Source organism: Arthrobacter sp. DMZ02-1R, from assembly GCF_057747935.1.
This window is the reverse complement of sequence record NZ_CM173230.1, coordinates 4,416,134-4,439,102: the sequence shown is the minus strand read 5'-3', so window position 1 is coordinate 4,439,102 and position 22,969 is coordinate 4,416,134. Positions and strand designations below refer to the sequence as shown.

Genomic DNA, 22,969 nt, shown 5'->3' with positions numbered 1-22,969 from the left:
TTCACACGACCGTCAGGTCGGAGTCGGAGATGAGTTTGAGCACCCGACGGGGGTCGCGGTCGAGGGTGAAGGAATCGACGAAGACAACTCCGTTCAAGCCCTCTTCGGATGCTTCGATCTCGGCCATCGCCTCGGCAAGGCGCGGCGCGATAAGCGTGTCCTCGGACGCTTCGAAGGGGTGACGGGCGACTACGGCGAACGATCCTTCACTTGGGCTGTCGAAGCGTGCTGCGGAGGCGGTGCTGCTAATCGGCGTCGCGTTGTAGGCGCGGGCCCAGCGCTCGATAGCGGCAGCCTCCGCCAACGTATCGATGCTCAGGGGCTGGCCTTGGAGAAGCCCGAACAGGTCTCTGGCAAGCCGCCAGTCGAGCAGTGCGTGATATGCCATGTTGCCGTAGTCACGCAAGCAGCGGTAGCAAGAGGAATGGCAGGCAACTGCGTGGGACGGATCTTCCAAGTCGGCGAGGTAATTCGTAATCGCATCGAGGAATTCCGGCAGGAACCCTGAAGAGCCGAGGTGTGTGCTGAACCCAGCACCGTTTTCGAGGGTGTCGGCCAAGAAGGCGAAGGTAGCCGGCGCCCCGCCGGTCATGCCTGAGTAGATGCCTGCGGCGAGTTCGAGGGGCTGGATGTCGAGCGCCGCAGAAGCGACGGTGCGAAGGAGGAAGGCGAATGAGTACCACGCAGCGCGTCGGCTATCGGTGACTTCCTGAGCGCCGTATGGCTGGCGGACGCCGGAGACTAGATTGAGACGGAGTCCGGAACTAGGAATCGTTGGCGCGGCGGCCCCGGCGAAGAGGAAATCGGTGTGCTGAATGGCACCGAGGGCAACGCTGATCGGATCTCCGGTTGCCGAGGAGGGGTGGAGTAGCCCTGCTTCGACGGCGCGCGATGAGACGTAGCCGCCCCAGTCCGTGACCCCAGGAGTTGCCCGGCGGAGGGTGAAGCACTGCCCGCCATTGTCGTTGATGATGTAGCGGGAACCGGGGCCGGCGAGAAAGATGGCTTGTCCGGGAGTCTGGCGGGTGAGGGCATCCATGTCGGTCATAGCCCTGGCGGCCATTGCACGAGGGCTCCAGGAGAAGTTGCCATCGAAATCGGTTCCACGTGCACTGCGGAACCCGAGCGGTTCGCGCATCGGGACAGTGGAGTAGAAAATGGGTCCCGCCCCGCATCGGGGACAGGTATTGGTTGATTGGCCTCCGGCCTCCTGCTCGCCGAGATAGGAGCATGCGCGGCAGACCGATAGCGGTGACTCGGGCAGGAGTGGATCTGGCACCGGCTGGGGACGAGGGCCTGTGGGCTTGAAGGCAGTGATCCCGACGACCGGGTAGACGATGCCATCGCGGACGACTTCGCTCATCGGGGCGAATTGGCTGACGGCCATGTTCAAGTCGCGATCGATGACCCCGGTCGGCGGCCATGGATAGGAATGTCTCGGACGGTTGAGATAGAGGTAGCGTACTGAGGTCGGAAATCCGAACATAGGCAGGAGACCGCGTTCAGCGAGTAACTGGCTGAGATCCTCGTGTTTCTGGGTCGCGGCGGCTGCGTCGATTTCGGACACAAACGTTGAAGCGCATCTTGACGCTTCATCGTTTGCTGTCTCTTGGAAGACCGTGCTTCGCGCAAGGGACCTAGCAGCGTCCCGAACCACGTCTGGGTGGTCCTTGAGCCACCGTTCGAAACGGGGCCTGAGCACCGTCTGCCAGTCGGCGGTCTTACCGAATGCGCCATGCACGTTGATGCTGGGGTCTTCCCCGTTTGTTACGGAAATGATGTCGGCGGACGCTTGCCGAAGGACTTCGCTTCGCAGCGAGCGGGCGAAGATTTCTGGCCGGTTCAGAGCAAGGTAAGGCTTGGGGGTGGGTTCGTTGGTGATGCGGTCAGGTCGCTCGAAGTAGTACTCATCGTGGCTGCGGCCGCGGCATACAGTCAGTGCGATCGCAATGGGGGAGTTTCGTCGCCCGGCGCGGCCCACTCGCTGCTGATAATTGAACCGAGTAGGTGGCATGTTGCCGAGGACGACGGCGGAGAGGGCGCCGATGTCCACACCGGCTTCCATCGTCGTAGTGACGGAAAGAAGGTCGACGGCGTCGGTAAGCTCGTTTTCGCCAGAGCCGAGGAATACGTTCTGGAACCGTGATTGACGGGACTGTGCATCGATTCGGTCGGTCTGGCCGGTTAGCTCTGCGGTGTTGAGCCTAAACATTCCGTCGCCCCTAGTGGCCTTCCAGGCATAATAGTCCTGATTAACGTCGATCGGGACGGCACTAGTGGGTAACGGGGTCGCACATTTGGTGCAGTAGCCATTGCCGGTGGTCAGGTGGTGGCGGCTGCATTTAGCGCAGACCCAAGCGCGCCCTTCACTTGTACGCAGCACTACGGCGGATGGATCGATCAGAAAGTCCACGATAGCGGTGTCTGCCCTAGTTAGGGCGTCGTCGTGGATGCTGTCGAAACTGGTTGCCTCTGCGGCAGCGACGGCCGTCCAAAACCTCCGAAGTTTGGGTGTCGGGACTCCGCGCGGTGTGCGGAGGCGGAAGAATCGGCGCTGGTCGGCGAGGATTCGCAGCGCCGAACGCGCTTGCCTCGTCGCGTGATCGGTCGGCCCGTCGGCGGGGGAGGTGTCCGACGCCAGAGTCAGCCAACCGAGTCCGAGGGATTCGAAGTCGCGTCCTCCTCCTGAGAACAGTCCTTGGAGCACTTCCTCTTCGAGGGAGCTACTGATGTCGTAAAGCAGCGCTGTCTGAGGATCGGTGAGGCCGGGCTTGGGCGACGGTGGGCTGACTTGCCAGTTGTACAGCTGTGACCATGGAACTGCGGGTTCTTCCTGAGTCTCACGGAGGCGGGCATGAGGGCCGCCCGGATTCATCCCAAGGTTGAGGAGATCGGCAGACACTTCGGCGGCAAGTTCACGAAGTGAGGGTGGCGCTGCAAGCCTGCCTTTCAACCGTTCCGCCTCGGCCGGTCCGGTTCCGGGCTTGCCGTCCCACACCTCGCGGAGTTCGGCGAGTGTGGCAGCATCGCGTTGCTTCAGTCTCTCAAGGGCGGCGAAGGATTCCGGCGATTTCTCGTTCCGAAGCACGTGGGCCTCGGCCAATTCGACATCGTGAGCAGTGCCGCCAGAGGCGGAGAGCCGCGAGTAGAGCAACTGGCGAAGGAGGTCCTGGTAGTGCCGGAGGCCCAAACCTACCGAGAGCTTGGCTGCGTCCTGGCGGCTGTCGGTAAAGACGATGAGCTTGCGCTCTGCATCTCCGAGATCGTTGGCGAGCTCGGTGGTAAGTACTTGGTTGATTTTCTCGAAACCGGTGCGCATCTGCCGGATCGGTGAACGTTGGGTGGCCGGATCGGTCGGCTTGAGGCGCCCGTCACGGCCAAACTGGATCTCCCAGTCATCGCCGCAGTTGGGGCACTGCGTAGGAAAGGGACTGACGGTATCGACCGGACGCTGCAGTTCCCCGGTGGTCCTGTTCCTTGCGATATGGGCATGAAAGCTCCACCCGGTGAATCCGTCAGCAACGTTGCTGAGCGCGCCTGAGGCGGGGTTGAGTTTACTCTGACGGAAGGCGTATGCGACGGCGTTGCTGTCGCGGTTCCAGGATGGTGAGTCGAGGTTCGTCAGGGCGGCTTCAGCGCGGGGCCAGTAAACGAGGTAGTTGTCGGCGGTGCGTTGAAGAGTGACCTGGTCAGGAAGCTTGGCGAGTTCGGGGACGTCAGCAAGTAGCATGGTCTTCACAGCTGGCTTCTGAAGTTCGCCTTCGGGAGCAAAGCCACCGAGCATGACGTCACCGCAGTTCTGGCAGTACAACAACTCGAGTACCCGCCCACCACATTCGCATCGAGTTGCAGGCTCGGCATACAGCTTTCCAATAGTCCGGTCTGGCTGCGGTTCGGGGACCGCACTGCAGTCGGGGTCGCAGCATGCCCACATGCCCACGACGTTGCGGAAGAACAGGTGGGCGCGGAACTTCGGGTCGCCGGGCTGTGGGTCCTGGGCGAGGCCAGCGAGAACGTTTGAGATCGCCTTTTCCGAGACTTTTGCTGGCGTGTCCGGAAAGACATCTTGAGCGACCTGGCTGAGGGTCTTAGCCGCGCCGGTTCCGTCGCCGTGGAGGACCCCTTTGAGAGCGTTGACAACACCGCCCGTTCGACCGTGTTCGGCTGCTGTTTCCGCATCAGCCGCAGCCAGAGCGGCCGGATCGACCGCGGGCGGTGTGCGGAACGCAGGCGGAGTGATGCCGGAGCCTCGGATGAATTCGAACGTTCCCCGATCGACGTCGAAGAACTGGTGCAGATAGTCACTGTCGCGTCTAGGGTCGAGGGAGGCGGAAGCGGCGAGGACACGGAACTGTTCGGGGCGTACCTCCAATCCGAGGCGGTGCTTAAGGCTGCGCAGGAGGTAGGCCACCTCCGTACCGGCGGTACCGCGGTAGGTGTGGAGTTCGTCTACCACCAGAGTAAACAAGTTGGCTGGGTCTTCGAGCCACTGGCGGGTGGAATCGAAGAAGTGCCCGTCCCGCTCGCGCAGCAGCATCACGTTGAGCATGGAGTAGTTCGTGATGAGGATGTCGGGCGGGTAATCGAGCATGTCCCACCGTGAGCGCATCTCCGCGCCATCCAGGCGCGGCACAAAGTAGCGTAGGTCGTCATCGGCCTTCTGCGATGCGACTTCCCGCGCGCGGGCTCCGCGCCGACTGGTCTCCCGCAGGTAGCGGCGTAGTTCTCCGAGCGCCAGGTTGTTGCCTCGGCTGCCGGTGACGGGTGTGGCGCCAGTGTAGCGGCCGAAGTAGAAGCGGTGCCTGTTACGGTTCTCATCTAGCCATGCGCGGATACTGTCACTGTCGAGGGCGCGGCGCAGGCGGAGGAGCTGATCGTCGACGAGCGCGTTCATCGGGTAGAGGACGAGCGCTCGGACGGCGGCTTTGTGTCCTGGTTCGCCGTCTCGCTGGGCACAAAACGGGTTGCTGCTGCCGGTCCACCAGTCAACTGGTGCTGCTCCCCGTCCCGCCCATGAGCGGGATTCATTGAGCAGCGAAGACAAGACCGGAAGGAGGAACGACTCGGTCTTGCCCGACCCGGTACCGGCGGTGATGACCATGTGGCGGCTTTGCTGCACACCCGCGGTGAGGGCTTCCTCTTGGTGCCTGTAGAGGGAAGGGACACCTTGGAGCAGGCCGATTTTGGCGAAGTCGGCGAGATCGGCGTCGGCTCCTGCTGCTGCAACGGATTCGGCCAGGGTGCGGCCGGTGCTTTCGTATTCAGTCCGAAGTTCGAGCAAGGGCTTGCGATAGACGCCGCCGTCTCGGTCGAGCAGGGCCCGGCGCTCCGTCTGGAGTTGCACGTCCGCTAGGCCGAAGGGCGTGTCGTAGTAGCGGAAGTAGGCGTCGCGCAGGTGCTCGAACGTCTGGATTGCGTCAAGGTGTGTGCTGGCATTTCCCATGAGTACCGTGTCTTCCTGTTCAGCTGCTGATCTGAAGGGTCTGTCCCAGCGAGCACGTGACATGCGCGGCTATCTCGCGGGGGACGTTGTCGTAGAGTGCGGTGTTGGCCGCTCTGTCGGATCTCGGTGTGAAGCCGCTGCAGAGGACGAGCACCCGTGAATGAAGCGGCGGAAGAGGGACAGCTCTATCGATGACGACGGTGCCGGTTCTGCTGCAATCCTTGTTGTCTGGCTCCCAGTGAATGACTGTCTCGCCTCGTCTGGCGAGCTCGGCGAAGATGCCAGGCGACAGCTCGACGGCGTACCAGTAGCCTTCACGGCGTAGGGTGTACCGCCACCGGCCGTGGACCTGCTCGCGATAGAGGCCATCGGGCAATGCGAGGTCCCTGGGAGACGTTGTTGTCCAGCGCTGGGGACTGAAGCTGGCGAGCCGCTCAAACAGAGAATCGTAGGCGGGCGGTGCGCTCGGGACTAATGGAGGGGGTGGCTGGAGCATCCCAGCGATGCCCACCGCCGCACAGCCTGCATAGTCCACTCCGATGTCGCCAGCGGCGTCTTCGAGTTCCCGGGTCTGCTCATAAGGGATCAGGATGGTGGCCGGTGCCGGGAGTGTTCCATGATGACCCGGTCGCCGTGCTCGCTCGACATAGAGTCCCGCACTCTCGATGGCACGGACCAGCCTGGGCCTACGGGCGCCGATAAGTACAGCAATGCCGTCGGCAAGCGGAAGTCTGGTGATCACCGGCGGAGCAACGGACCATCTACCGTGCTTCCAGTCCACTTCGCAGTGCCCCAGAGTTGCGACGTCTCGCAGCCACTTCCCGCCGACGTTGTCAGACACAGCGAGGTCTTCGGTCCGAGCGAGCCACAGGGCACGTGTGCTGAGGTCGGCGATCGTGCCGCTGCCGGTCTCGCTCATCCAGGTCAGGAGAAGGTCGCCAATCATGCCCCGGCCCCTGCTATCTGCAGCCGCATCTTCCAGAGCTGCGCCCCGTTCGCGTCAGTGCATGCCCGCTTCCAAGTGTCCAGAAGGTCGATCTCGACTTCGTATTGTTTCGGGCTTGCGGGCCCGATCTCTGTCAGGCGCCAGAGAAGGCCACGGCGCTGGGCGAGCCATCGAGCGCTTGAGGGTGCATTTATCTCAAAAACTTGCGAGTAGAACTGGATGTCAATGCTGGAGAGGAACCGGGGCGGTGAAGGTTCTGCCACAATCTCTGCGCGCCCGTCTTCGTGAAGGAGCAAGGACTCATCCCTCCCGCGGCGCCCGAGTACCGTGGCCACGTCGACGATCCCCGGGACAAGTGCACCAATGACGGCGACCGCCCTATTCATTTCGCACATCTCCAGGCTGCTGGTCCAGCCGAGACCCGCGGTACCGGCCGGCGGGGCAGGGTCAGGGCCCTCGCGCACCGTTGTGAACACGAGCTCCTGCCCGTCGGCTTGCACAACATGACGGCCTGTTCCGTCGATGAAGCGACGAATTGGCAGAGGAAAGCCGTTGGCAGCGACTCTGTCCTTCCTCCCGTCGAGAGTGACGGTAGCGATGCGAAGTTCACTGCCGAATGGCAGGAGCAGGTCAGGCGCACCGCCGGAGAGGTAGTGGGAGGCCGAGATCGACGAAGCGAGAGGCAAGCCGTACACGAGCTTGGCACGCGGAACTACCTCCGCGATCGCTCCTATGGCGCGGAGGCCCGGTAGGCGGGAAAGCACATCCCTGAACGCCTGCCCATCAAAGATCCGCACCCTCTCGAAAAGTTCGTATCCTTCGAGGAGGAAAGATCTCCGCTGCTGGACCTGGCGCCAGCCCTCCGCAGCAGCTTCTTCCAGCAGGCGCCGGAAATCAGTGGCGTGGGTAGAGGTGACCGCGACGACATGCTCCTCAAAGGGCACCATACCGGGAACCGAGGACCAAGCACCCGACTGGGGGTCGGGAGAGAAGAAAACGACCGCCGAGGGCGGGAACACCGCGGCGAATTCCTCGGACCGAAGCTGGAAACCGGAGAGAATTCGTACAAGGGTCACTGCTGGAGCGTTATGTCCAACGTAGTACTCATGGCCCTCGACCGCGTTGAGGCTAACTCCCTGCGGTTCCCCCTGCCCCGAGAGGACAAGCGTCTGCGGCCGCCCCTTTGGCACAGGGAACAGCCAACGAGCCTGCCACTCGTCTAGATCAATCCCGAGTTTGACCGCGATCCTCTGCTTTCCCTCGCCTGTCAATACCCTGCCATCCCAAGCTCGAGCGTGGGCCGCGACGACCGACCCTAGCAACGAACGTGTCTGGGAATCCGTCAGCGCACCCATAAATGCTTCACTAAGCCGGTTCCGCGAGTCTTCTGCCCAGATATCGAGCGCAGACAGGAGGGTCTCCGGACTGGGCGAATCGCCTGGAGAGAGATCGAGTGCCTGGAAGAGGCGCGTCAACGATGCGCGATCGCTCTGACGGACAAGGGCCTGCGAGAGGGGATAGCCAATTCGCGATGGGTAGGGAACGTCTGGGATCGTTGAGGTGCCGACGGCGCCGTGCTGATCCTCGATCCAGCGATGTAGGCCAACCCACATCTCAACGACTTTGAGGAATGCCCCGCGTTCTTCGAGGTCTTTCCTCAGCGCTTCAATTTCGGCGTCCCTGCCGTCCGGAAGCATTGTCTGAGCGAGGCGAAGATAGTAGTTCGTCGACCTCGCCACATTGTCTGATCGCATCTTCGTAGCTGCCAGGACGGAGATGGCAATCACCGGAAGCACGGGCGGCGCCTCGACCTTCGGCCCGCGTTGCCAGCGCTGGTAGGCCTTGAGCAGCGGGTTAAACATGGATCGACCATCTGCCAGGCGGAGGTGGTGCCGGACGGCGTCGGCGAGGTTGCGTGCGGCGTCCTCGGCGCGGTTCAGGCGTGCAAGTTCTCTGTCATCTAGGAAAAATACAGTCGGGCCTTCATGCGGGTGTAGGAACACGTCTGCGAGCAGTTGCTGCCACTCCTCGTATGTGTCAGCTGTGGAGGCGACGGGAGGGGCGGTTTCGCTCTCTAAATTAGAGCCAGAAACACCAAGAACAGGCGATTCGTCACTTGTGACCCCCGGCCGCATGGTCCAGTCCCCCAATTCTTGACAGTCCGATCCCGATTCACATTACATTTGCGGACGGCCCCCAGAGGGGAAATGCAGCCAGCTAGGGGTGTCATCCGTCCGAGAGGGAAAATATGATCTCTTGCTGAAGACGACAGTTGTTTGAAGAATACTGGTTACGTTGGAATAGGCATAGCAGAATCGGGCCCACCCACGACGCGGAGGGGACCACTAAGGACGGCGTACCGGAATTAGAACGAAGATCGCCCGCAACAACGTGGCCGTCCGGCCGACTCCCTTCTAGTCTGGTCACGTCGTGCTGCAGCCGACGGCTCGGTTCGGCTACTGCCTCGGGGCTGGCCTTCGCGGATCTAATGTTTGCCTCAGCGACCTCTGTTTGACGGCCTGTGGACCAAGGAGTGTCGAGACCTCGGCGGGGGTCGAGCTGAGCCTGATCGGATGGTCGGGAACTGCCCACGCCTCAGCCCCGTAATCAAATTCGATCAACACGACCGGATCGACGTACGCGTTCCGTTTCCCCACTCTGCAGCAGAGGATTGAAGGATCGGGGACGAAGACTCTGTTGGCGTAGCACCGCGTATTGTGGAGCGAATGAGCCTAATCAACCTGCCGTCTGCAGTTGCTGATCCTGCTGTTGTCGCGGTGGCGGCTGAGCTTCGTCGACTCGACCCAGACGGATCGAGGATGGCGAAGGTTTTTCGGTCCACCTTCGACCAGCTTTATGACGGTCAGCACACTGGCCGCTACAGCGTAGAGCAGCTATTCAAGACCGAAAAGACGCACTTCGGAACGCTTATCGAGATAAATTTGCAGCGCGAATTCAACATCTCAGATGGTTCCGTGTTGGACTTCACAATCGCTGGGTTTGAGGTTGACTGCAAGTACTCCCATACCGGGGCATGGATGCTCCCGATCGAGAGTTTCGACCAAATCATTCTGGTCACGCAGGCCGATGACCGGAAATCCGTATGGAGCGCGGGGGTCGTGCGGGCAGCTGAGGAGAATCGGCGCACCAGCGAAAACCGCGACAAGAAAACTGGCCTGAACGCGTTGGGCCGCTCGCAAATCACGTGGGTGTTCAAGGACGCGCAAATGCAGCCGAACGCCTTACTCCAGCTCCCGCCATCGGCAGTGTCCGAGATCATGGCCGGGCGCAGTGGGCAGGCTCGGGTGAACGAGCTATTCCGGTGGGCTACAAATAGACGTCTGTCTCGCAACATCATCGCCACAGTCGCCCAGCAAGACGACTACATGAAGCGAGTGCGTTACAACGGCGGTTCTCGCAGTGCCCTTCGCCCGGAGGGCTATCTGATTCTGGGGGGCGATTACTTCATCCAGCGCGACTTAGCGGCTGCATTCGGCGCAGTTGTTCCCGAGCCTGGGGAACTGGTCAGTGTACGTGTCACCCCAGCGGCCCCCGAGGAAGGTGTCGGGATCGACGGCGAATGGTGGCGCCTCGCAACCCCGGACGAGCAAATCGACCTACCCGCTCCGGTACTGCCAAGGTGAACGAACTGATCTGGCCACGCCGGGTACCCGCGCAACTCGTCGCGAGCGGCGCGGCGCCCCCTTGCCCGGATCTGGCGGTCCTGACAGCGCTCGGCAGTCTGATCGTAGCCGCCGGGGTACACACGGCTCCCGCCCGGGCGATCGCAGTCGGCAAGGGTACAGGTCAGCAGGCCCTGGCCGCGAAGAGGTCCTGAGTCAGGCTGTCACTCGGTACTGACTGGACGTGACATAGCCGTGCGTCCCAAAATCGTCAGTGGCTACTGTCAGAATGTAGGGGTGAACGAAGCGAAAACGAGTGTTTCTGAGTTAACCGCGGTGGAGATCTGCGCCGGAGCTGGCGGCCAGAGTCTCGGGCTGCACCTCGCGGGGTTTCGGCATACATTGGCCGTCGAGATTGACCGCGACGCGGCCGCTACACTCGAGCGCAATCTGTCCCGGGTTGCGTCCGCGGATGGCCACCCTCAGCCGCTCATCGCCATCGGCGACGTAGCGGACGAGTCGGTTTGGAAGCCCGAAGATCACCGAGGCGTTTCGCTGCTCGCAGGTGGCGTTCCTTGCCCGCCGTTCTCCATCGCCGGCAAGCAGCTGGGGTCGTCGGACGAACGCGATCTCTTTGCGTGGGCTGTTGAGGCCGCTGGCCGCATGCGGCCCGACGCCGTCCTGCTCGAGAACGTGCGTGGCCTGTCGATGCCGCGCTTCGCGGGCTACCGTCAGGCAGTGCTTGATCGCTTCGCCGAGCTCGGGTACCGCGCCGACTGGCGGCTGCTAGAGGCCAAGGACTTCGGTGTACCTCAGCTTCGCCCGCGATTCATACTTGTGGCCCTGCGCGATGAGTTCGCGCCGTACTTCTCGTGGCCGGAGCCGACGCCCGCCGTTCAGACGGTCGGCTCTGCCGTGTATGACTTGATGGCAGCCAACGGATGGCCCGGTGCCGAGGCCTGGGCGCGAAACGCGCACCGCGTGGCCCCGACCGTCGTCGGTGGCTCCAAGAAGCACGGCGGACCCGATCTGGGCCCGACGCGTGCGAAGCGCGAATGGCGTTCCCTAGGCGTCGACGGACTGGGCATCGCGGACGCTGCGCCCGGCCCTGATGTGCCCGTCGGCTTTATACCAAAGCTGACGAACGAGATGGTTGCGCGCATCCAAGGCTGGTCTGGACCCGGCTACGAGTGGGACTTCGCCGACGGCAAGGGCCGGAAGACATCTACATACCGCCAGATCGGCAATGCATTTCCGCCGCCGGTGGCGCGCGCGATCGGGCGCGCGATTGCCTCCGCGCTCCGAAAGGAGGGTCAGCCACTTGGGAGCCACGGCGCGGGCAGTCAATACCGCGATGAGGTGTACCGGGCGCTTCGCGACCAGACCGGGTTCATCTCACTCGCGGGACTGCGCAGGACGCTTGGAGGCGCTTTCACGGAGAGCGAGATCGAGCGCAGGATTGAATTCATCCGTCGGGACTTCGAGGTCGAGGAGCGTCGTCGCGGCACAGCCGTTACATTCCGATTGGGTCAATGGCGGGCATTTCGGGGGCAGAAGGAGCATGTGCGCCATGCAGCATTTGCAACCGAGCGTCTTCGCTCGAAGATCAGCTGATCGCCAAGTCCATGGCGAAGAACTTCAAACTGCCTGCGGGCTGGTACTTCTCGACGATCACTAATCTCGTTGAGAACATCCTGCCGCCGCTGCTTGGCCAGCTGACAGTGGACAATGCTTGGGCGTACGTCTACGCCATCACGCTGTGGTCTGAGAATGTCGGCGGGACGGAGTACCTCCATATCATCGAGTCCGACAAGCTCATCACGAAGGTCGGCCGTGGGCTCGCTGGGCGGGCGGCAGACTATCTGGCGACGCACCTTGTGCCAGGAGAGATCCGCGACCCCCTTACAGTCATCGACCAGATTGGCAAGGCTTACATCAAAGAGAGAGCGAATCAGGGATTCGAGCCTCCGCGGAAGAAGCGAGACCCGAACGTCACCGGCGCGGCCTTCGAAACGACGCTCCAGGTGCTGATTGGAAAGCTTTGCGGCGTCACCCCGTCTCGCACGCCGAGTCTGCGCACTCTACAGGGCTTCGAGCTAGCTCCGGAGGGATACCACTCTCGCCCCGATCTCGTACTCTTTGGGCCTCGCGACTTCAGGCTCTTGATATCCACCAAGTGGACGCTCCGCAAGGAGAGGGTCGGCACGTACCTGCATGAGTCGTACTTCTACAGACGGCGCCGCCCCGACCTGCAGATTGCGTTCGGGGTCAATGAGTTCCAGCCGAACATCCTGTGGCATCTGAGTACCGATCCCCTCGTGGACCGGGTATATCACGTAAACAAACGGATGCTGCTGGACCTGTATGCGCCATTCGCGGACATTCCGCCGGGCACTGGCATCCCGGCCTCCACTCTCACCGGTGACCATGCCAATGCGAAGGCATACAGCCGATGGGTGCGCATGAATGACCGGCTGTTCGACCTTACGGACATGTTCGCTGACATCAGGGCGCTGATGAAGAAACCCGATCAGGTGATCGACCCTGAGCAGGAGGATGGCGTACTTGAGGAAGATGAGGACGAGATCGGTATCTGATGTTGGCTGGTCCGTTGAGTCCGGGCGCGGCACGACCTCAGCTAGAAGTTGAGGCGGCCTCACTGGCCCCGATTGGATGACATCAGCGTCGCCGATGCCGCTGACGTGGGGTCCTGATGGATAGCACCGGTGATAGCCCGGGAGTCGGACATGGAGATGCCGTGGGACCGCTATCCATGATGATTGAAGGCAAGTGCCTGAAGGATATAGCTGACTTGCCTCTTGATCTCGCTGTCTGAGAGCCGCTCAACACTGAGCCAGCACGTGAAGTTGACCGATAGCATCTCTCCTAGAAACAGAGTCGAAGGACGTGGTCCATGGGCGCGCAGCAGCAACCGCTGGGTTGGTTTCATTCCGTCGAGACGCGGGACGCTGTGGCACAAACCCGAGATGGATGGCCCTACTTTGAGGCTCACCCAAGAGGCACTGATCTGAAGGGAATGCAATTATTTGAGATCCGCTTTGGAGACGGTGAATGGATGCTGGCTGTTGAAGTTGACCTATTGCCGCGTGGTTTAGCAGGACCCTAAGTCCTGCAAGTCGGAACACAGTGATTAATCTGCATCCGCCCTGAGTAGCCACAGCTACCGAACTCAGAGATCACTGAGCCGCCCCGCGCAGGTTCTTCCCTAATTCCATGGCTGCTTCGTCAAGCCCTGCGGTTGCCACAACCCGAACCGGCCCCGGTGACCAAGCCGGTGAGGATCATCGCTGCGGTGATCTTCAGCCAGAGCGCCGAGTCCTGAGCATACTCTCGCGCTCCGTAGACTGCCGACGAACCCCGCATCTATCCCGCAGATTCGCTGACAAGCGACGAAAGGTGATGACAGCAGAAAACAGCTCTGACCTGCGGCGATCGAAGACGCTGGCAGCCCGCAGAAACCCCCGAAAGAGCCGTACTCTTACTCGAAAGGTCACCGGATCGACGCCGGTCGGAGCCACCACTGGGAAGCGCTAGTTCTTCGGAACCGGCGCTTTTCTTCTTTAACCAATTGAATGCAATGGTGCGCAGTGCGGGGGTTATAGGACAAAACGTGTGTAAAACCGGAGTGTCTGGCGGCGCGGCTTCACAGAGTTTGAATCCGCAGGTCAAGTTCTGCGTCACGTCCGGTAAGGCGGAGCTCTGTTCGCGCCAGCAATGACGTCGGTGTCGTCTGGCCGCCCGGAACCGACCTCCGACGGCGGCAGCGCTGACGCTGACTTCGGCGCGCCATCCCCGAAGCGCGGCCCTGAGACGCCCCGGCTCTATTCATCCAACTCTCCCGGGCATATTCTTTCCCCGTTGGCACGTCGATACGCGCGAAAAATGGGGAGAAAAAATGAAAAACACGCCGCGGCTGCTGCTTGCCACTTTGGTGGCCTCAACCTTGGCCTTGAGCGGCTGTGCATTCCAAATGCCAACAGCCCAAGGCACCCAATCGGCCCAAGGCACCCAATCGGCTCAGAGCAAGCAACAGTCGTCGGCCGCTCCGGCGCCCAGCCAAGGCGAACCGAGTGCCGACCCCAGCAGCTCCGGTGGCTTGTACGGCGCCTTCGGCTCGATGAACGAGGCCTGCGTTTCCGTCAGTGCCACGTGGCTCAGCATTTCCCTCCTCCCGTTGGCGAGCTTGGCGGGCGGCAACCCCGACGACATCAAGAAAGCCCAGGATGAGCTGGCCAAGATGCAGGGCAAAGTTCCGGATGAACTGAAGCCGCACTTTGAAAAGCTCAAGGCCTTCATCGATTCAGCGGGCAGCGACTACAGCAAGTACGGCACCGGGGAGTTCGAAGCGCTCTCCAAGCCGATCGAGGACTGGGTCAACAAGAACTGCAAGTAGTGGGCCTGAACTTGCCGCCCTCCTCTTTGTATTCCCCTTTGTCTCCGCCTTGTCACAGGCAAGCGCTAGGGTGGTACTCAACAGAAGGGGAGGGCTACATGGAACAGCAGGAAAGCTTCACCGCGCCTGAACCGGAAGCCATTGGGGCTCCGGTTTCCGAGGATCGGCAAACGGTGGCAGCAAGTGGCCGTACAGTGATCTCGGATTCCGCTGTCGCCAAGGTTGCTGGCATTGCCGCGAGGGCGGTTCCGGGTGTCTACTCCTTGGGCTCGGCCCCTTCACGCGCGCTTGGAGCCATCCGCGACGCCGTCGGCAGCCAGGACCATGCTGCGGGCGTCCGCGCCGAGGTCGGCGAAACCCAGGTGGCCGTGGACATCAACCTGGTGGCCATTTATGGGTACCCATTGCATGATGTCGCCAACCAGGTTCGCGCGGCCGTTTACGCGGCGGTCGAATCGTTGGTGGGACTGGAAGTCATTGAGGTCAACGTCGAGATCAACGATGTCTACGTTGCCCCACCTGTCAAAGCTGGAACAAAAAGCGCATTATCGGAAAGGGAGCCACTCCAGTGAACATGACTGTTGTCGGGATCGGGATCGGCGCCTTCGTGGCGTTCATGGCTTTCCAATTCGGGCTTTGGGGTTTTGTCATTGCCCTTCTCTTCATGGGCATCGGCGCACTTCTGGGCCGCGCCGCGGACGGAAAACTTGACCTGCGCAGCGTGCTGGACGCCCTCACCGGCCGGCGCTCATCGTCATGAGCTCCATGGCTGAGGCGGTGCAGCCCGCCATCACGATGGCCGGCCACAACCGGATCAGCACCCAGGCCCTCACCACTTTGGCACAGGCGGCCGCTGCGGAGGCGCTGGGTGTCTCGCCACAGGATGTTCGAGCCGAATGGTCAGACGACGACGGCCTTCTGGCGCTCTCGGTGGCCGCTCCGATCCGTGTGCCCTCGCTGACGGAGGTCCTCAGGGATCCGAGGCGGATAGAGGGATTCGGTGGATCGGTTTGGGACCGCGCTGTGGCTGCCAAGACGGCCATTCTTGAACGCGTCACCGAACTTAGCGGCTCCACCTTGAGCCGGGTGGATATTCGGATCAGTGGCGCACGCATCAGTGAAGGAGCTCGTGTCCAATGAGCCACCTGCAGACCCCGCACCCGCACAGTAGCCACGCGCACGCGGGAGACCCCCAGACGAGCGACGGCCAGCACCCCGGCGACCCGGCGCCAGAGACTCCGGAGGGCGGCGATCCGATCGATGCAGGACTCCGGCGCATCCTCAAGCGCGAGACACGGTCCTCCCGTGCGGGAATGGCCGGGCTCGCCGCGGTTTTGGTTATCGCTGCCTGTGTCTATGCCCTCCTCGAATCCGCCTTGCGCGCCATTGGCGAACCACCGTGGCTCATTGACCCGCAAACGGCGGCTGAACGCCTCATCGCCCTGCCCGAAGGTATTTCGCCCCTGCTGCTCGGCTCCCTTGGCGGCGTCGTAGCCATGGTGGGATTGATCTTCTTCTTGAACGCTGTCCTGCCCGGCCGGAAGTCCCGGCACTTGCTTCAGGATCCCCGGGCCGGAGTGGTTGTGGACGACGAGGTTATTGCTTCCGCACTCGCCAGGGCCGCCCGGACAGCAGCGAATGTCACCCAGGAGCAAGTCATGGTGGTTGTTTCGCAGCGGCAAGCGGTAGTGAACGTCCGGCCCACCTCCGGGGTGCCCGTGCACGAGGAACGGATCCTTGCCGCCGTCGAAAATGAACTTCAGAAAATGGCGCCTTGGCCCATGCTGGCCGTCCGCGTCAACGTCGCTACATCCGGGGTGATCGGCGCATGAACGGAACCCCGCACGTCCTTAACCGCATCTTGATTGGCATCCTTGGCCTGAAGCTGTTGGCCATCGGCATTCTTTTGGTACTGCTCGCGACCGTTCCGGCGGTGGGCAGGTGGTGGCGCAGTTGGTCCGCGGGAGTCTGGGAACACGCCAAATACCTCTCGGAACAGACCCGGATTCCAGGCCGCGAGGAAAGTTGGCTCTGGGTTGCTGCCCTCGTGGTGCTGATCGTGCTGATCGTGCTGATGGTGGCGTGGGTATCGCAGCAGGGCAAAGGCCGCGCCAACCTCATCGTGTCGGACTACGATGACCGCCGGACCCCCGGTGATGTCCGCATCGGCGGGAATTTGGCTGAGCAAGCGCTGAAGGCGGCGCTCGCCGATCGACCGGATCTTGCGGGCGTTACGGTGGCAACCTATGAGGTCAAGGGTCGTCCCGGCCTCAGGATCCGCGTCCAGCCCCGTCAGGGCGTATCCCCGCATAACCTCGCCGCGGACGTCTCCCGGCTTGTGGAGGCCCTGGATGAGGTGGTGGGACGCAGGACCCCCGTGTTGATTCATATTGGGGCCGGCGCGAGGGCCAGGTTCAGCAAGGCCGAGCGCGTCCGTTAGACCCTGATGCGCAGCCATTGTTAACCGCGCCGCAATGTTCCCGCCCGGGCTTCGTGTTGCGGAGGTTTGCACGGGGCCATAGCTTGAACGGTAGAGGGGGAACTCTTCCCTTTGGTTGGGCTTGCCCGGCCGGCACCGGACCCTGTGTCCGAGTCAAGCCGATGGACCACAACATGTGGGCCAGGAACAAGGAGAAAACCATGAGCGAAGAAGTCAATGACATCAAGAAGACCGCTGAAGCTGCGGCGGAACAGGCCAAGCATGTTACTGGCGAAGTCGTCGAGAACGCCAAGCATGTTGCTGGCGACGCAGCGGAGAACATGAAGGAATTCTTTTCGGGTGACGCGGCTGAGAACGCCAAGGAACTCGCGGGGGATGTTGCCGGGAACGCCAAGGAGATCGCCGGAGACGTGGCCGGGAACGTCAAGGGCTTCGGCTCCAAGATCGCTGGCTTCTTCAAGGGTGGCAAGTAGGCTCTGAGCCCGCGATAGCGGCGCCTTCCTGACCCTTTTTGCTCACAGAACGGGGCCGACACGCAGCAAAGTCTGCGTGTCGGACCCGTTTTCGCGCCAAAGAAGGTCAGGAAGGGCAACCCTTACCGCGCCAGGAGGTACGCCCCGCTATTCGGGACAATCGAAGCCCAGCCTGAGCCGCCGTCGCTGGAGAGGCCAACCCCGAATCCCGCCGGCACAGCGAGGGCTGCGGCTCCCATGTTGACCACCACCAACACGTCCCGATTGTGGAAGGCCAGGATTCCGTTTTCGGGATCGTGCTCCTCCGCCCACGTGAACGTGCCCGAACCCAGGCGATGGGCCTTGCGGAATGACAGGACCGAGCGGTACAGCTCCAGGGTGGAACCGTCGACGCCGGCCTGGAGGTCCGCTGCAAGCTCGCCGAACGATTCAGGCTGGGGCAGCCACGGCGCCGCGGGCGCCTTGCCGATCACGGCCGCAAGCGCGTCGCCTGCGGTGGACGCTTCCGAGAATCCGAAGCCGGACTCGCCGGCTTTCCACGGCAAAGGCACTCGGCACCCGTCGCGGCCGCGTTCCACGCCTTTGGTGCGGAAGAACGAGGGGTCTTGGCGCGCTTTGGCCGGCAAGGACGTGTGCTCCGGCAGGCCGAGTTCCTCACCCTGATACAGATAGGCGGAGCCGGGCAGGGCGAAGGACACCATGCAAGCGGCGCGTGCCCGCGCCAGTCCAAGGGCGGCGTCGGGCTGTTCGTCTTCCGCCGCGATTCCCTTGGGAAACGTCGTAGGGTCTGCCAGCCCGAAGCGGCTGGGGTGGCGGACGGTGTCGTGGTTGCTCAGGACCCAGGTGGAAGGCGCCTCCACCGATCCCGCGGCGTCCAGCGAAGATTCGATTGCCTCCGCCATACGCTCCGCGTCCCAGCCGGCCAGCAGGAAATCGAAGTTGAAGGCCTGCTGCATTTCATCCTTGCGGATGTACCGGGCCAGCCGTTCGGGCGGTTCGACCCAAGCCTCGGCAACCAGCATGCGGTCGCCGTCGTACTCTGAGAGGACTTGGTGCCATTCCCGGTAGATCTCATGGACGCCGTCCTGGTCGAAGAAGGGCGACGGCGGGTCCAGCGGCGGCTTGACCTTGTGTTCCACGGCGGTCATAGCCACTCCGGCGCCTTGCCCGGCGGCCGCTTTTCCACCGACGTGAGGGTGGGCCGTATGGGGTTCGACGGCCTCACTGTGGGCGCCCGGTGCGGATAGGCCGCCTTCGACCATGGCAGCAGAGCCCTCCCAGTCCGGCAGGCCGGCTTCCTTGACCAGCCCGTGGGCAACATCCACCCGGAAGCCGTCAACTCCGCGGTCCAGCCAGAAGCGCAGCACCGAGCGCATCTCTTCGTGGACTTCCGGGTTCTCCCAGTTGAGGTCTGGCTGCTTCGTGTCGAAAAGGTGCAGGTACCACTGGCCGGGAGTGCCGTCGTCGTTCGTCAGGCGCGTCCAGGCGGGGCCGCCGAAGATGGACTTCCAATTGTTCGGGGCCAAGGCCCCATCCCCGGAGCCCGGCTTGGAGTCCTTGCCTGGGTGGAACATGTAGCGCTCGCGTTCGGGGGAGCCGGGGGCGGCGGCGAGGGCTTCGCGGAACCAGGCGTGCTCGTCCGACGTGTGGTTGGGCACGAGATCGACGATTACCTTGATCCCCAGGCCATGGGCCTTCTCCAGCATGGCGTCAAAGTCGCCCAACGTGCCGAAGAGGGGGTCCACAGCACGGTAGTCCGCGACGTCGTATCCAGCGTCAGCTTGCGGAGATTTGTAGAACGGGGAGAGCCACACGGCATCCACGCCCAGCTCTTGCAGATACGGCAATTTCGCCGAGATTCCGGCGAGATCGCCCATTCCGTCCCCGTTGGCATCGGCGAATGAACGGGGATAGATCTGGTATACGACGGCGCTTGCCCACCACGCGGAAATGCTGGAGCCGGGGGTTGGGATCGGGGAGTGCGGCACTGGATTCCTCTCGATAACATTTTTGTGTAAACGCTTGCATTACTACCCGGAAGCTTACTAATGTGAGGCTCACCACATCAACCGCATCGCGGAAAAACCTGGCCCACTCACTGAGGAGTCCCCAGCTATGAACACACGCAAGTACCTTCTGCCGGCTGCTGTCGCCGGCGTGCTCGCCATTTCCCTGTCCGCCTGTGGTGGCGGCGGTGGCGGCAGCACAGCCTCAAGCGGCGGCGACGCCGCAGCTAACCTTGACGGCCGCGGACCCATTACTTACGTACAGGGCAAGGACAACAGCAACGTAGTGCGCCCGCTCGTCGATAAATGGAACGCGGCGCACCCGGACCAGAAGGTCACCTTCAAGGAGCAGTCCGACGCGGCCGACCAGCAGCACGACGACCTCGTGCAGCACTTCCAAGGGAAGGATGCGAACTACGACGTCGTCGACGTCGACGTGATCTGGACAGCCGAATTCGCGGCGAAGGGCTGGCTGCAGCCGCTCAAGGACAAGACGGCCTTCGACACGGCGGCCATGCTCCCCGCGACCGTCAAGACAGCCACATACGGCGGCACACTCTACGCGGCACCGCAGACCTCCGACGGCGGCATCCTCTACTACCGCAAGGATCTTGTGCCAACGCCGCCCAAGACCTTTGACGAGATGATGAGCATGTGCTCCATCGCGAAGCAGAACAACATCGGTTGCTACGCGGGCCAATTCCAGAAGTACGAAGGCCTGACGGTCAACGCAGCCGAGGCCATCAACTCGTTCGGCGGCAAGATCGTTGACGACTCAGGCAAGGCTGCGGTTAACTCGGCCGAAGCGAAGGCCGGTCTCGGCAAGCTCGTCGAGGCGTTCAAGAACGGCAACATCCCGCAGGAGGCCATCACCTACAAGGAGGAGGACAGCCGGACCGCCTTCCAGGACGGAAAGCTCCTGTTCCTCCGTAACTGGCCGTATGTCTTCAACATCGCGAGCAAGACCGACGGTTCCTCCAAGGTAGCCGACAAGTTCGGCATCGCCCCGCTTCCCGGCAAGTCCGGACCCGGCGCCTCGTCCCTCGGCGGTCACAACCTGGCGATGAGCGTTTACTCCAAGAACAAGGCCACGTCGCTGGACTTCATGAAGTTCATGACGAGTGAGGAAACCGAGAAGTTCTACGCGACACAGGGCTCGCTGGCTCCTGTCCTGGGCGCCCTGTACACGGACCCGAGCCTGACGTCCAAGCTCGCCTACCTGCCGGTCCTCAAGACGTCGATCGAGAACGCCGTCCCGCGCCCGGTGACGCCGTTCTACCCGGCCGTAACCAAGGCGGTGGAGGACAACGCTTACGCCGCCCTCAAGGGGGAGAAGACGGTCGACCAGGCGGTGGCCGACATGCAGTCGGCCATCGAAGCCGCCAAGTAGCCAAGTTGTGAGCCGATGGTCCGGGCGTCGGAACGGACCCCCGGGCCATCGGCCCCCTGAACAGGAGAGACTCCATGTCTACGAAACTCCCGGAGCGCACCCAGGCCGGGGCGCCAGCTGAGACCCACCACATGCCCGGCCGCGAGAGCGCGGACCGGAAGCAGGTGACCCAAGGCCGCTGGGCCTCCGTCTTGCTGGTGCCGACGCTAGTCCTTTTGGCTGTCGTCATCATCTACCCGGTGGTCAACGCCATCATCATGTCCTTCCAGAAGGACGCGGGCCTCAATCCTGCGACCGGGTTCTTCGAGCAGGGCGGCCCCGCCGGATTCGAGAACTACGCGCACTGGCTGTTCCAGCAGTGCAACGGCCAATCCTGTCCGCCAGGAACCCTCGGGTCCCAGTTCTGGAATGCGATGGGAACCACCTTCTTCTTCACGGTGGTGACGGTGGCCCTTGAGACCGTACTGGGATTCTGGATGGCGGTCATCATGGCGCGATCCTTCCGGGGGCGGAGCGCGGTCCGTGCCGCCGTTCTCGTCCCGTGGGCTATCCCCACGGCCGTTACGGCCAAGCTTTGGTTCTTCATCTTCGCGTTCGACGGCATCGCGAACAAGCTGTTCGGTACTCAGATCCTTTGGACGGGGTCGGAATGGCCTGCCAAGTGGGCGGTGGTCATCGCGGACACGTGGAAGACGACGCCGTTCATGGCCCTTCTCATCCTCGCTGGCCTCCAGCTCATTCCGGATGAAGTCTACGAGGCCGCAAAGGTCGACGGCGCAACCGCATGGCAGCGCTTCAGGCTGATCACGTTGCCGCTCGTCAAGCCGGCACTCATGGTCGCAATCCTGTTCCGCACGCTGGACGCGCTTCGCATGTTCGACCTGCCGTACATCATGACGCAGGGCGCCAATAACACGACGACGCTTTCGATTCTCGTCGTCGACCAGATCCGCGAGGGGTTCAATAGCGCGGCAGCGCTCTCGACCGTCACCTTCATCGTGATCTTCCTGGTCGCATTCATCTTCGTCCGCTTCCTAGGCGCCAACGCCGTGGGCGCGGCCACGTCATCGGGAAGGAAGTAACATGGCCGCCACCGCCACGCTTACACGCGCTGCAACCGTGCCAGATCGCCGTAAGGGCTTCGAGTGGGGGCAGCTGCGCACCTACATCTCCGCTGCCATCATCCTCGTCTGGTGCCTCATACCGGCGTACTGGATGATCGTGACAGCCTTCCGCGACACTGCATTCACCTTCGATTCGACCTTTTGGCCGACACACGTCACGGGGGACAACTTCGCGACGGTCTTCGATGAGAGCCTCGGCAACCACTTCGGGCGGAACCTGCTCAACAGCCTCATCGTGGCGGGTGCCACCACGATCGTCGCCCTCGTGGTGGGCGTGTTCGCCGCCTACGCACTCGCACGCCTGAACTTCCGGTTCAAGTTTGCCGTCATGGGTTTCATCCTCGGGGCTTCGATGTTCCCGGGTGTTGCGCTCGTGACCCCGTTGTTCCAGCTGTTCACCAACATCGGCTGGATGGGCTCGTACCAGGCGATGATCATCCCGGATATCTCCTTCACCCTGCCGCTCACGGTCTACACCCTGACGTCGTTCTTCCGCGAGATGCCGTGGGAGCTCGAAGAAGCCGCTCGCATTGACGGGTGCACGCAGGGCCAGGCCTTCCGGAAGATCATCCTGCCCCTCGCCGCGCCTGCGACGTTCACCACCGCGATCTTGGCCTTCATCGGGGCGTGGAACGAGTTCCTCATTGCGAGCCAGCTGTCCTCGGACGCAACTCGCCCGGTCACCGTTGCGATCGCCTACTTTGCCGGGGCGCAGCCGCACCAGGAGCCGTATACCGCCGTCATGGCCGCGGGCACCATTGTCACCATCCCGCTAGTGATCCTCGTGCTGGTGTTCCAGCGCAAGATAGTGGCGGGACTGACTGCGGGCGCCGTCAAATGACCGAGGACAGCAAGGCGCACCCTTCCGACCTGCGAAGGGTCCGCTCGGCGGAGGACCTGGACATCGTCCTTGGCCTCCTCGGCTTCTGGGGCCTGGTTCTGCTAGTCGTGACGGTCAGCGCCGAGCTCACGGCCCAGCCCGCATTGGGCTGGGCCCTGGGCCTGCTTGCGGTAGTGCTGGCTATGTGGGGCCTGATTCGAATGCGCCGTAAGCTTCCGCCCAGGACTGGTAGGCGCCTCACCTGAGCGGCAGTCCAATTCAGGCGGACC

The 22,969-nt window shown here is 62.6% G+C and carries 20 protein-coding genes; 16 read left to right on the top strand and 4 right to left on the bottom strand.

All coding sequences use genetic code 11. The features are described 5' to 3' along the window. Position 1: 1 nt before the first annotated feature. From AC3ANQ_RS21075 to AC3ANQ_RS21065, 3 genes are read right to left on the bottom strand one after another with little or no spacing between them, the layout of a single operon-like run. Positions 2-5,443, bottom strand: a complete 5,442-nt coding sequence (locus AC3ANQ_RS21075) for a DEAD/DEAH box helicase (RefSeq protein WP_488302834.1) — start codon at positions 5,441-5,443, stop codon at positions 2-4. Positions 5,444-5,462: 19 nt separating this feature from the next. After that, positions 5,463-6,389: a hypothetical protein gene (locus AC3ANQ_RS21070; RefSeq protein ID WP_488302833.1), complete on the bottom strand. Its 927-nt coding sequence runs from the start codon at positions 6,387-6,389 to the stop codon at positions 5,463-5,465. Further along, positions 6,386-8,251 (bottom strand): hypothetical protein, encoded by a 1,866-nt coding sequence (locus AC3ANQ_RS21065; protein WP_488302832.1) that lies wholly within the window; start codon positions 8,249-8,251, stop codon positions 6,386-6,388. Before AC3ANQ_RS21065 ends, AC3ANQ_RS21070 begins: the two co-directional genes overlap by 4 nt. Before the next feature lie 864 nt (positions 8,252-9,115). Between AC3ANQ_RS21065 and AC3ANQ_RS21060 the strand changes: the two genes are divergently transcribed. The 12 genes from AC3ANQ_RS21060 to AC3ANQ_RS21005 all read left to right on the top strand — a co-directional run bounded on the left by AC3ANQ_RS21060 (position 9,116) and on the right by AC3ANQ_RS21005 (position 17,339). Next, positions 9,116-10,033: a NaeI family type II restriction endonuclease gene (locus AC3ANQ_RS21060; protein ID WP_488302831.1), complete on the top strand. Its 918-nt coding sequence runs from the start codon at positions 9,116-9,118 to the stop codon at positions 10,031-10,033. Then, entirely contained in the window at positions 10,030-10,227 is a 198-nt protein-coding gene (locus AC3ANQ_RS21055; protein ID WP_488302830.1) for a hypothetical protein, read from the top strand. The genes AC3ANQ_RS21060 and AC3ANQ_RS21055 overlap by 4 nt, the downstream gene beginning before the upstream one ends. Positions 10,228-10,309: 82 nt before the next feature. After that, on the top strand, positions 10,310-11,626 hold the full coding sequence (locus AC3ANQ_RS21050; protein WP_488302829.1) for a DNA cytosine methyltransferase: 1,317 nt from the start codon (positions 10,310-10,312) through the stop codon (positions 11,624-11,626). 11 nt (positions 11,627-11,637) lie between these two features. Continuing rightward, positions 11,638-12,609, top strand: coding sequence for a hypothetical protein (locus AC3ANQ_RS21045; RefSeq protein WP_488302828.1), 972 nt, complete (start codon positions 11,638-11,640; stop codon positions 12,607-12,609). 116 nt (positions 12,610-12,725) lie between these two features. Continuing rightward, positions 12,726-12,848: an NgoMIV family type II restriction endonuclease gene (locus tag AC3ANQ_RS21040; RefSeq protein WP_488302827.1), complete on the top strand. Its 123-nt coding sequence runs from the start codon at positions 12,726-12,728 to the stop codon at positions 12,846-12,848. 1,080 nt (positions 12,849-13,928) lie between these two features. Beyond that, complete coding sequence (locus AC3ANQ_RS21035; protein ID WP_488302826.1) at positions 13,929-14,426, top strand: hypothetical protein; 498 nt, start codon at positions 13,929-13,931, stop codon at positions 14,424-14,426. A 98-nt stretch (positions 14,427-14,524) separates the two neighbouring features. Further along, positions 14,525-14,998: an Asp23/Gls24 family envelope stress response protein gene (locus AC3ANQ_RS21030; protein ID WP_488302825.1), complete on the top strand. Its 474-nt coding sequence runs from the start codon at positions 14,525-14,527 to the stop codon at positions 14,996-14,998. Beyond that, positions 14,995-15,186, top strand: a complete 192-nt coding sequence (locus tag AC3ANQ_RS21025) for a DUF2273 domain-containing protein (protein ID WP_028265653.1) — start codon at positions 14,995-14,997, stop codon at positions 15,184-15,186. Before AC3ANQ_RS21030 ends, AC3ANQ_RS21025 begins: the two co-directional genes overlap by 4 nt. Then, positions 15,183-15,566: a hypothetical protein gene (locus AC3ANQ_RS21020; protein ID WP_488302824.1), complete on the top strand. Its 384-nt coding sequence runs from the start codon at positions 15,183-15,185 to the stop codon at positions 15,564-15,566. The genes AC3ANQ_RS21025 and AC3ANQ_RS21020 overlap by 4 nt, the downstream gene beginning before the upstream one ends. Continuing rightward, positions 15,563-16,258, top strand: a complete 696-nt coding sequence (locus AC3ANQ_RS21015; protein ID WP_488302823.1) for a hypothetical protein — start codon at positions 15,563-15,565, stop codon at positions 16,256-16,258. The genes AC3ANQ_RS21020 and AC3ANQ_RS21015 overlap by 4 nt, the downstream gene beginning before the upstream one ends. Then, entirely contained in the window at positions 16,255-16,866 is a 612-nt protein-coding gene (locus tag AC3ANQ_RS21010) for a hypothetical protein (RefSeq protein ID WP_488302822.1), read from the top strand. The genes AC3ANQ_RS21015 and AC3ANQ_RS21010 overlap by 4 nt, the downstream gene beginning before the upstream one ends. Positions 16,867-17,066: 200 nt before the next feature. Continuing rightward, the gene (locus AC3ANQ_RS21005; protein WP_488302821.1) at positions 17,067-17,339 is read left to right on the top strand and encodes a hypothetical protein; all 273 of its coding nucleotides are present in this window, start codon (positions 17,067-17,069) and stop codon (positions 17,337-17,339) included. 122 nt (positions 17,340-17,461) lie between these two features. Here the strand turns inward: AC3ANQ_RS21005 and AC3ANQ_RS21000 are convergent, their stop codons facing one another. Then, positions 17,462-19,327 (bottom strand): glycoside hydrolase family 13 protein, encoded by a 1,866-nt coding sequence (locus tag AC3ANQ_RS21000; protein ID WP_488302820.1) that lies wholly within the window; start codon positions 19,325-19,327, stop codon positions 17,462-17,464. Positions 19,328-19,454: 127 nt separating this feature from the next. Between AC3ANQ_RS21000 and AC3ANQ_RS20995 the strand changes: the two genes are divergently transcribed. The 4 genes from AC3ANQ_RS20995 (at position 19,455) to AC3ANQ_RS20980 (ending at position 22,945) form a co-directional block, all read left to right on the top strand. Next, positions 19,455-20,735, top strand: a complete 1,281-nt coding sequence (locus tag AC3ANQ_RS20995; RefSeq protein ID WP_488302819.1) for an ABC transporter substrate-binding protein — start codon at positions 19,455-19,457, stop codon at positions 20,733-20,735. 74 nt (positions 20,736-20,809) lie between these two features. Continuing rightward, positions 20,810-21,817 (top strand): carbohydrate ABC transporter permease, encoded by a 1,008-nt coding sequence (locus tag AC3ANQ_RS20990; protein WP_488302818.1) that lies wholly within the window; start codon positions 20,810-20,812, stop codon positions 21,815-21,817. 1 nt (position 21,818) lies between these two features. Beyond that, positions 21,819-22,700: a carbohydrate ABC transporter permease gene (locus AC3ANQ_RS20985; RefSeq protein WP_488302817.1), complete on the top strand. Its 882-nt coding sequence runs from the start codon at positions 21,819-21,821 to the stop codon at positions 22,698-22,700. Then, complete coding sequence (locus tag AC3ANQ_RS20980; protein ID WP_268023833.1) at positions 22,697-22,945, top strand: hypothetical protein; 249 nt, start codon at positions 22,697-22,699, stop codon at positions 22,943-22,945. Before AC3ANQ_RS20985 ends, AC3ANQ_RS20980 begins: the two co-directional genes overlap by 4 nt. Positions 22,946-22,969 lie beyond the last annotated feature (24 nt).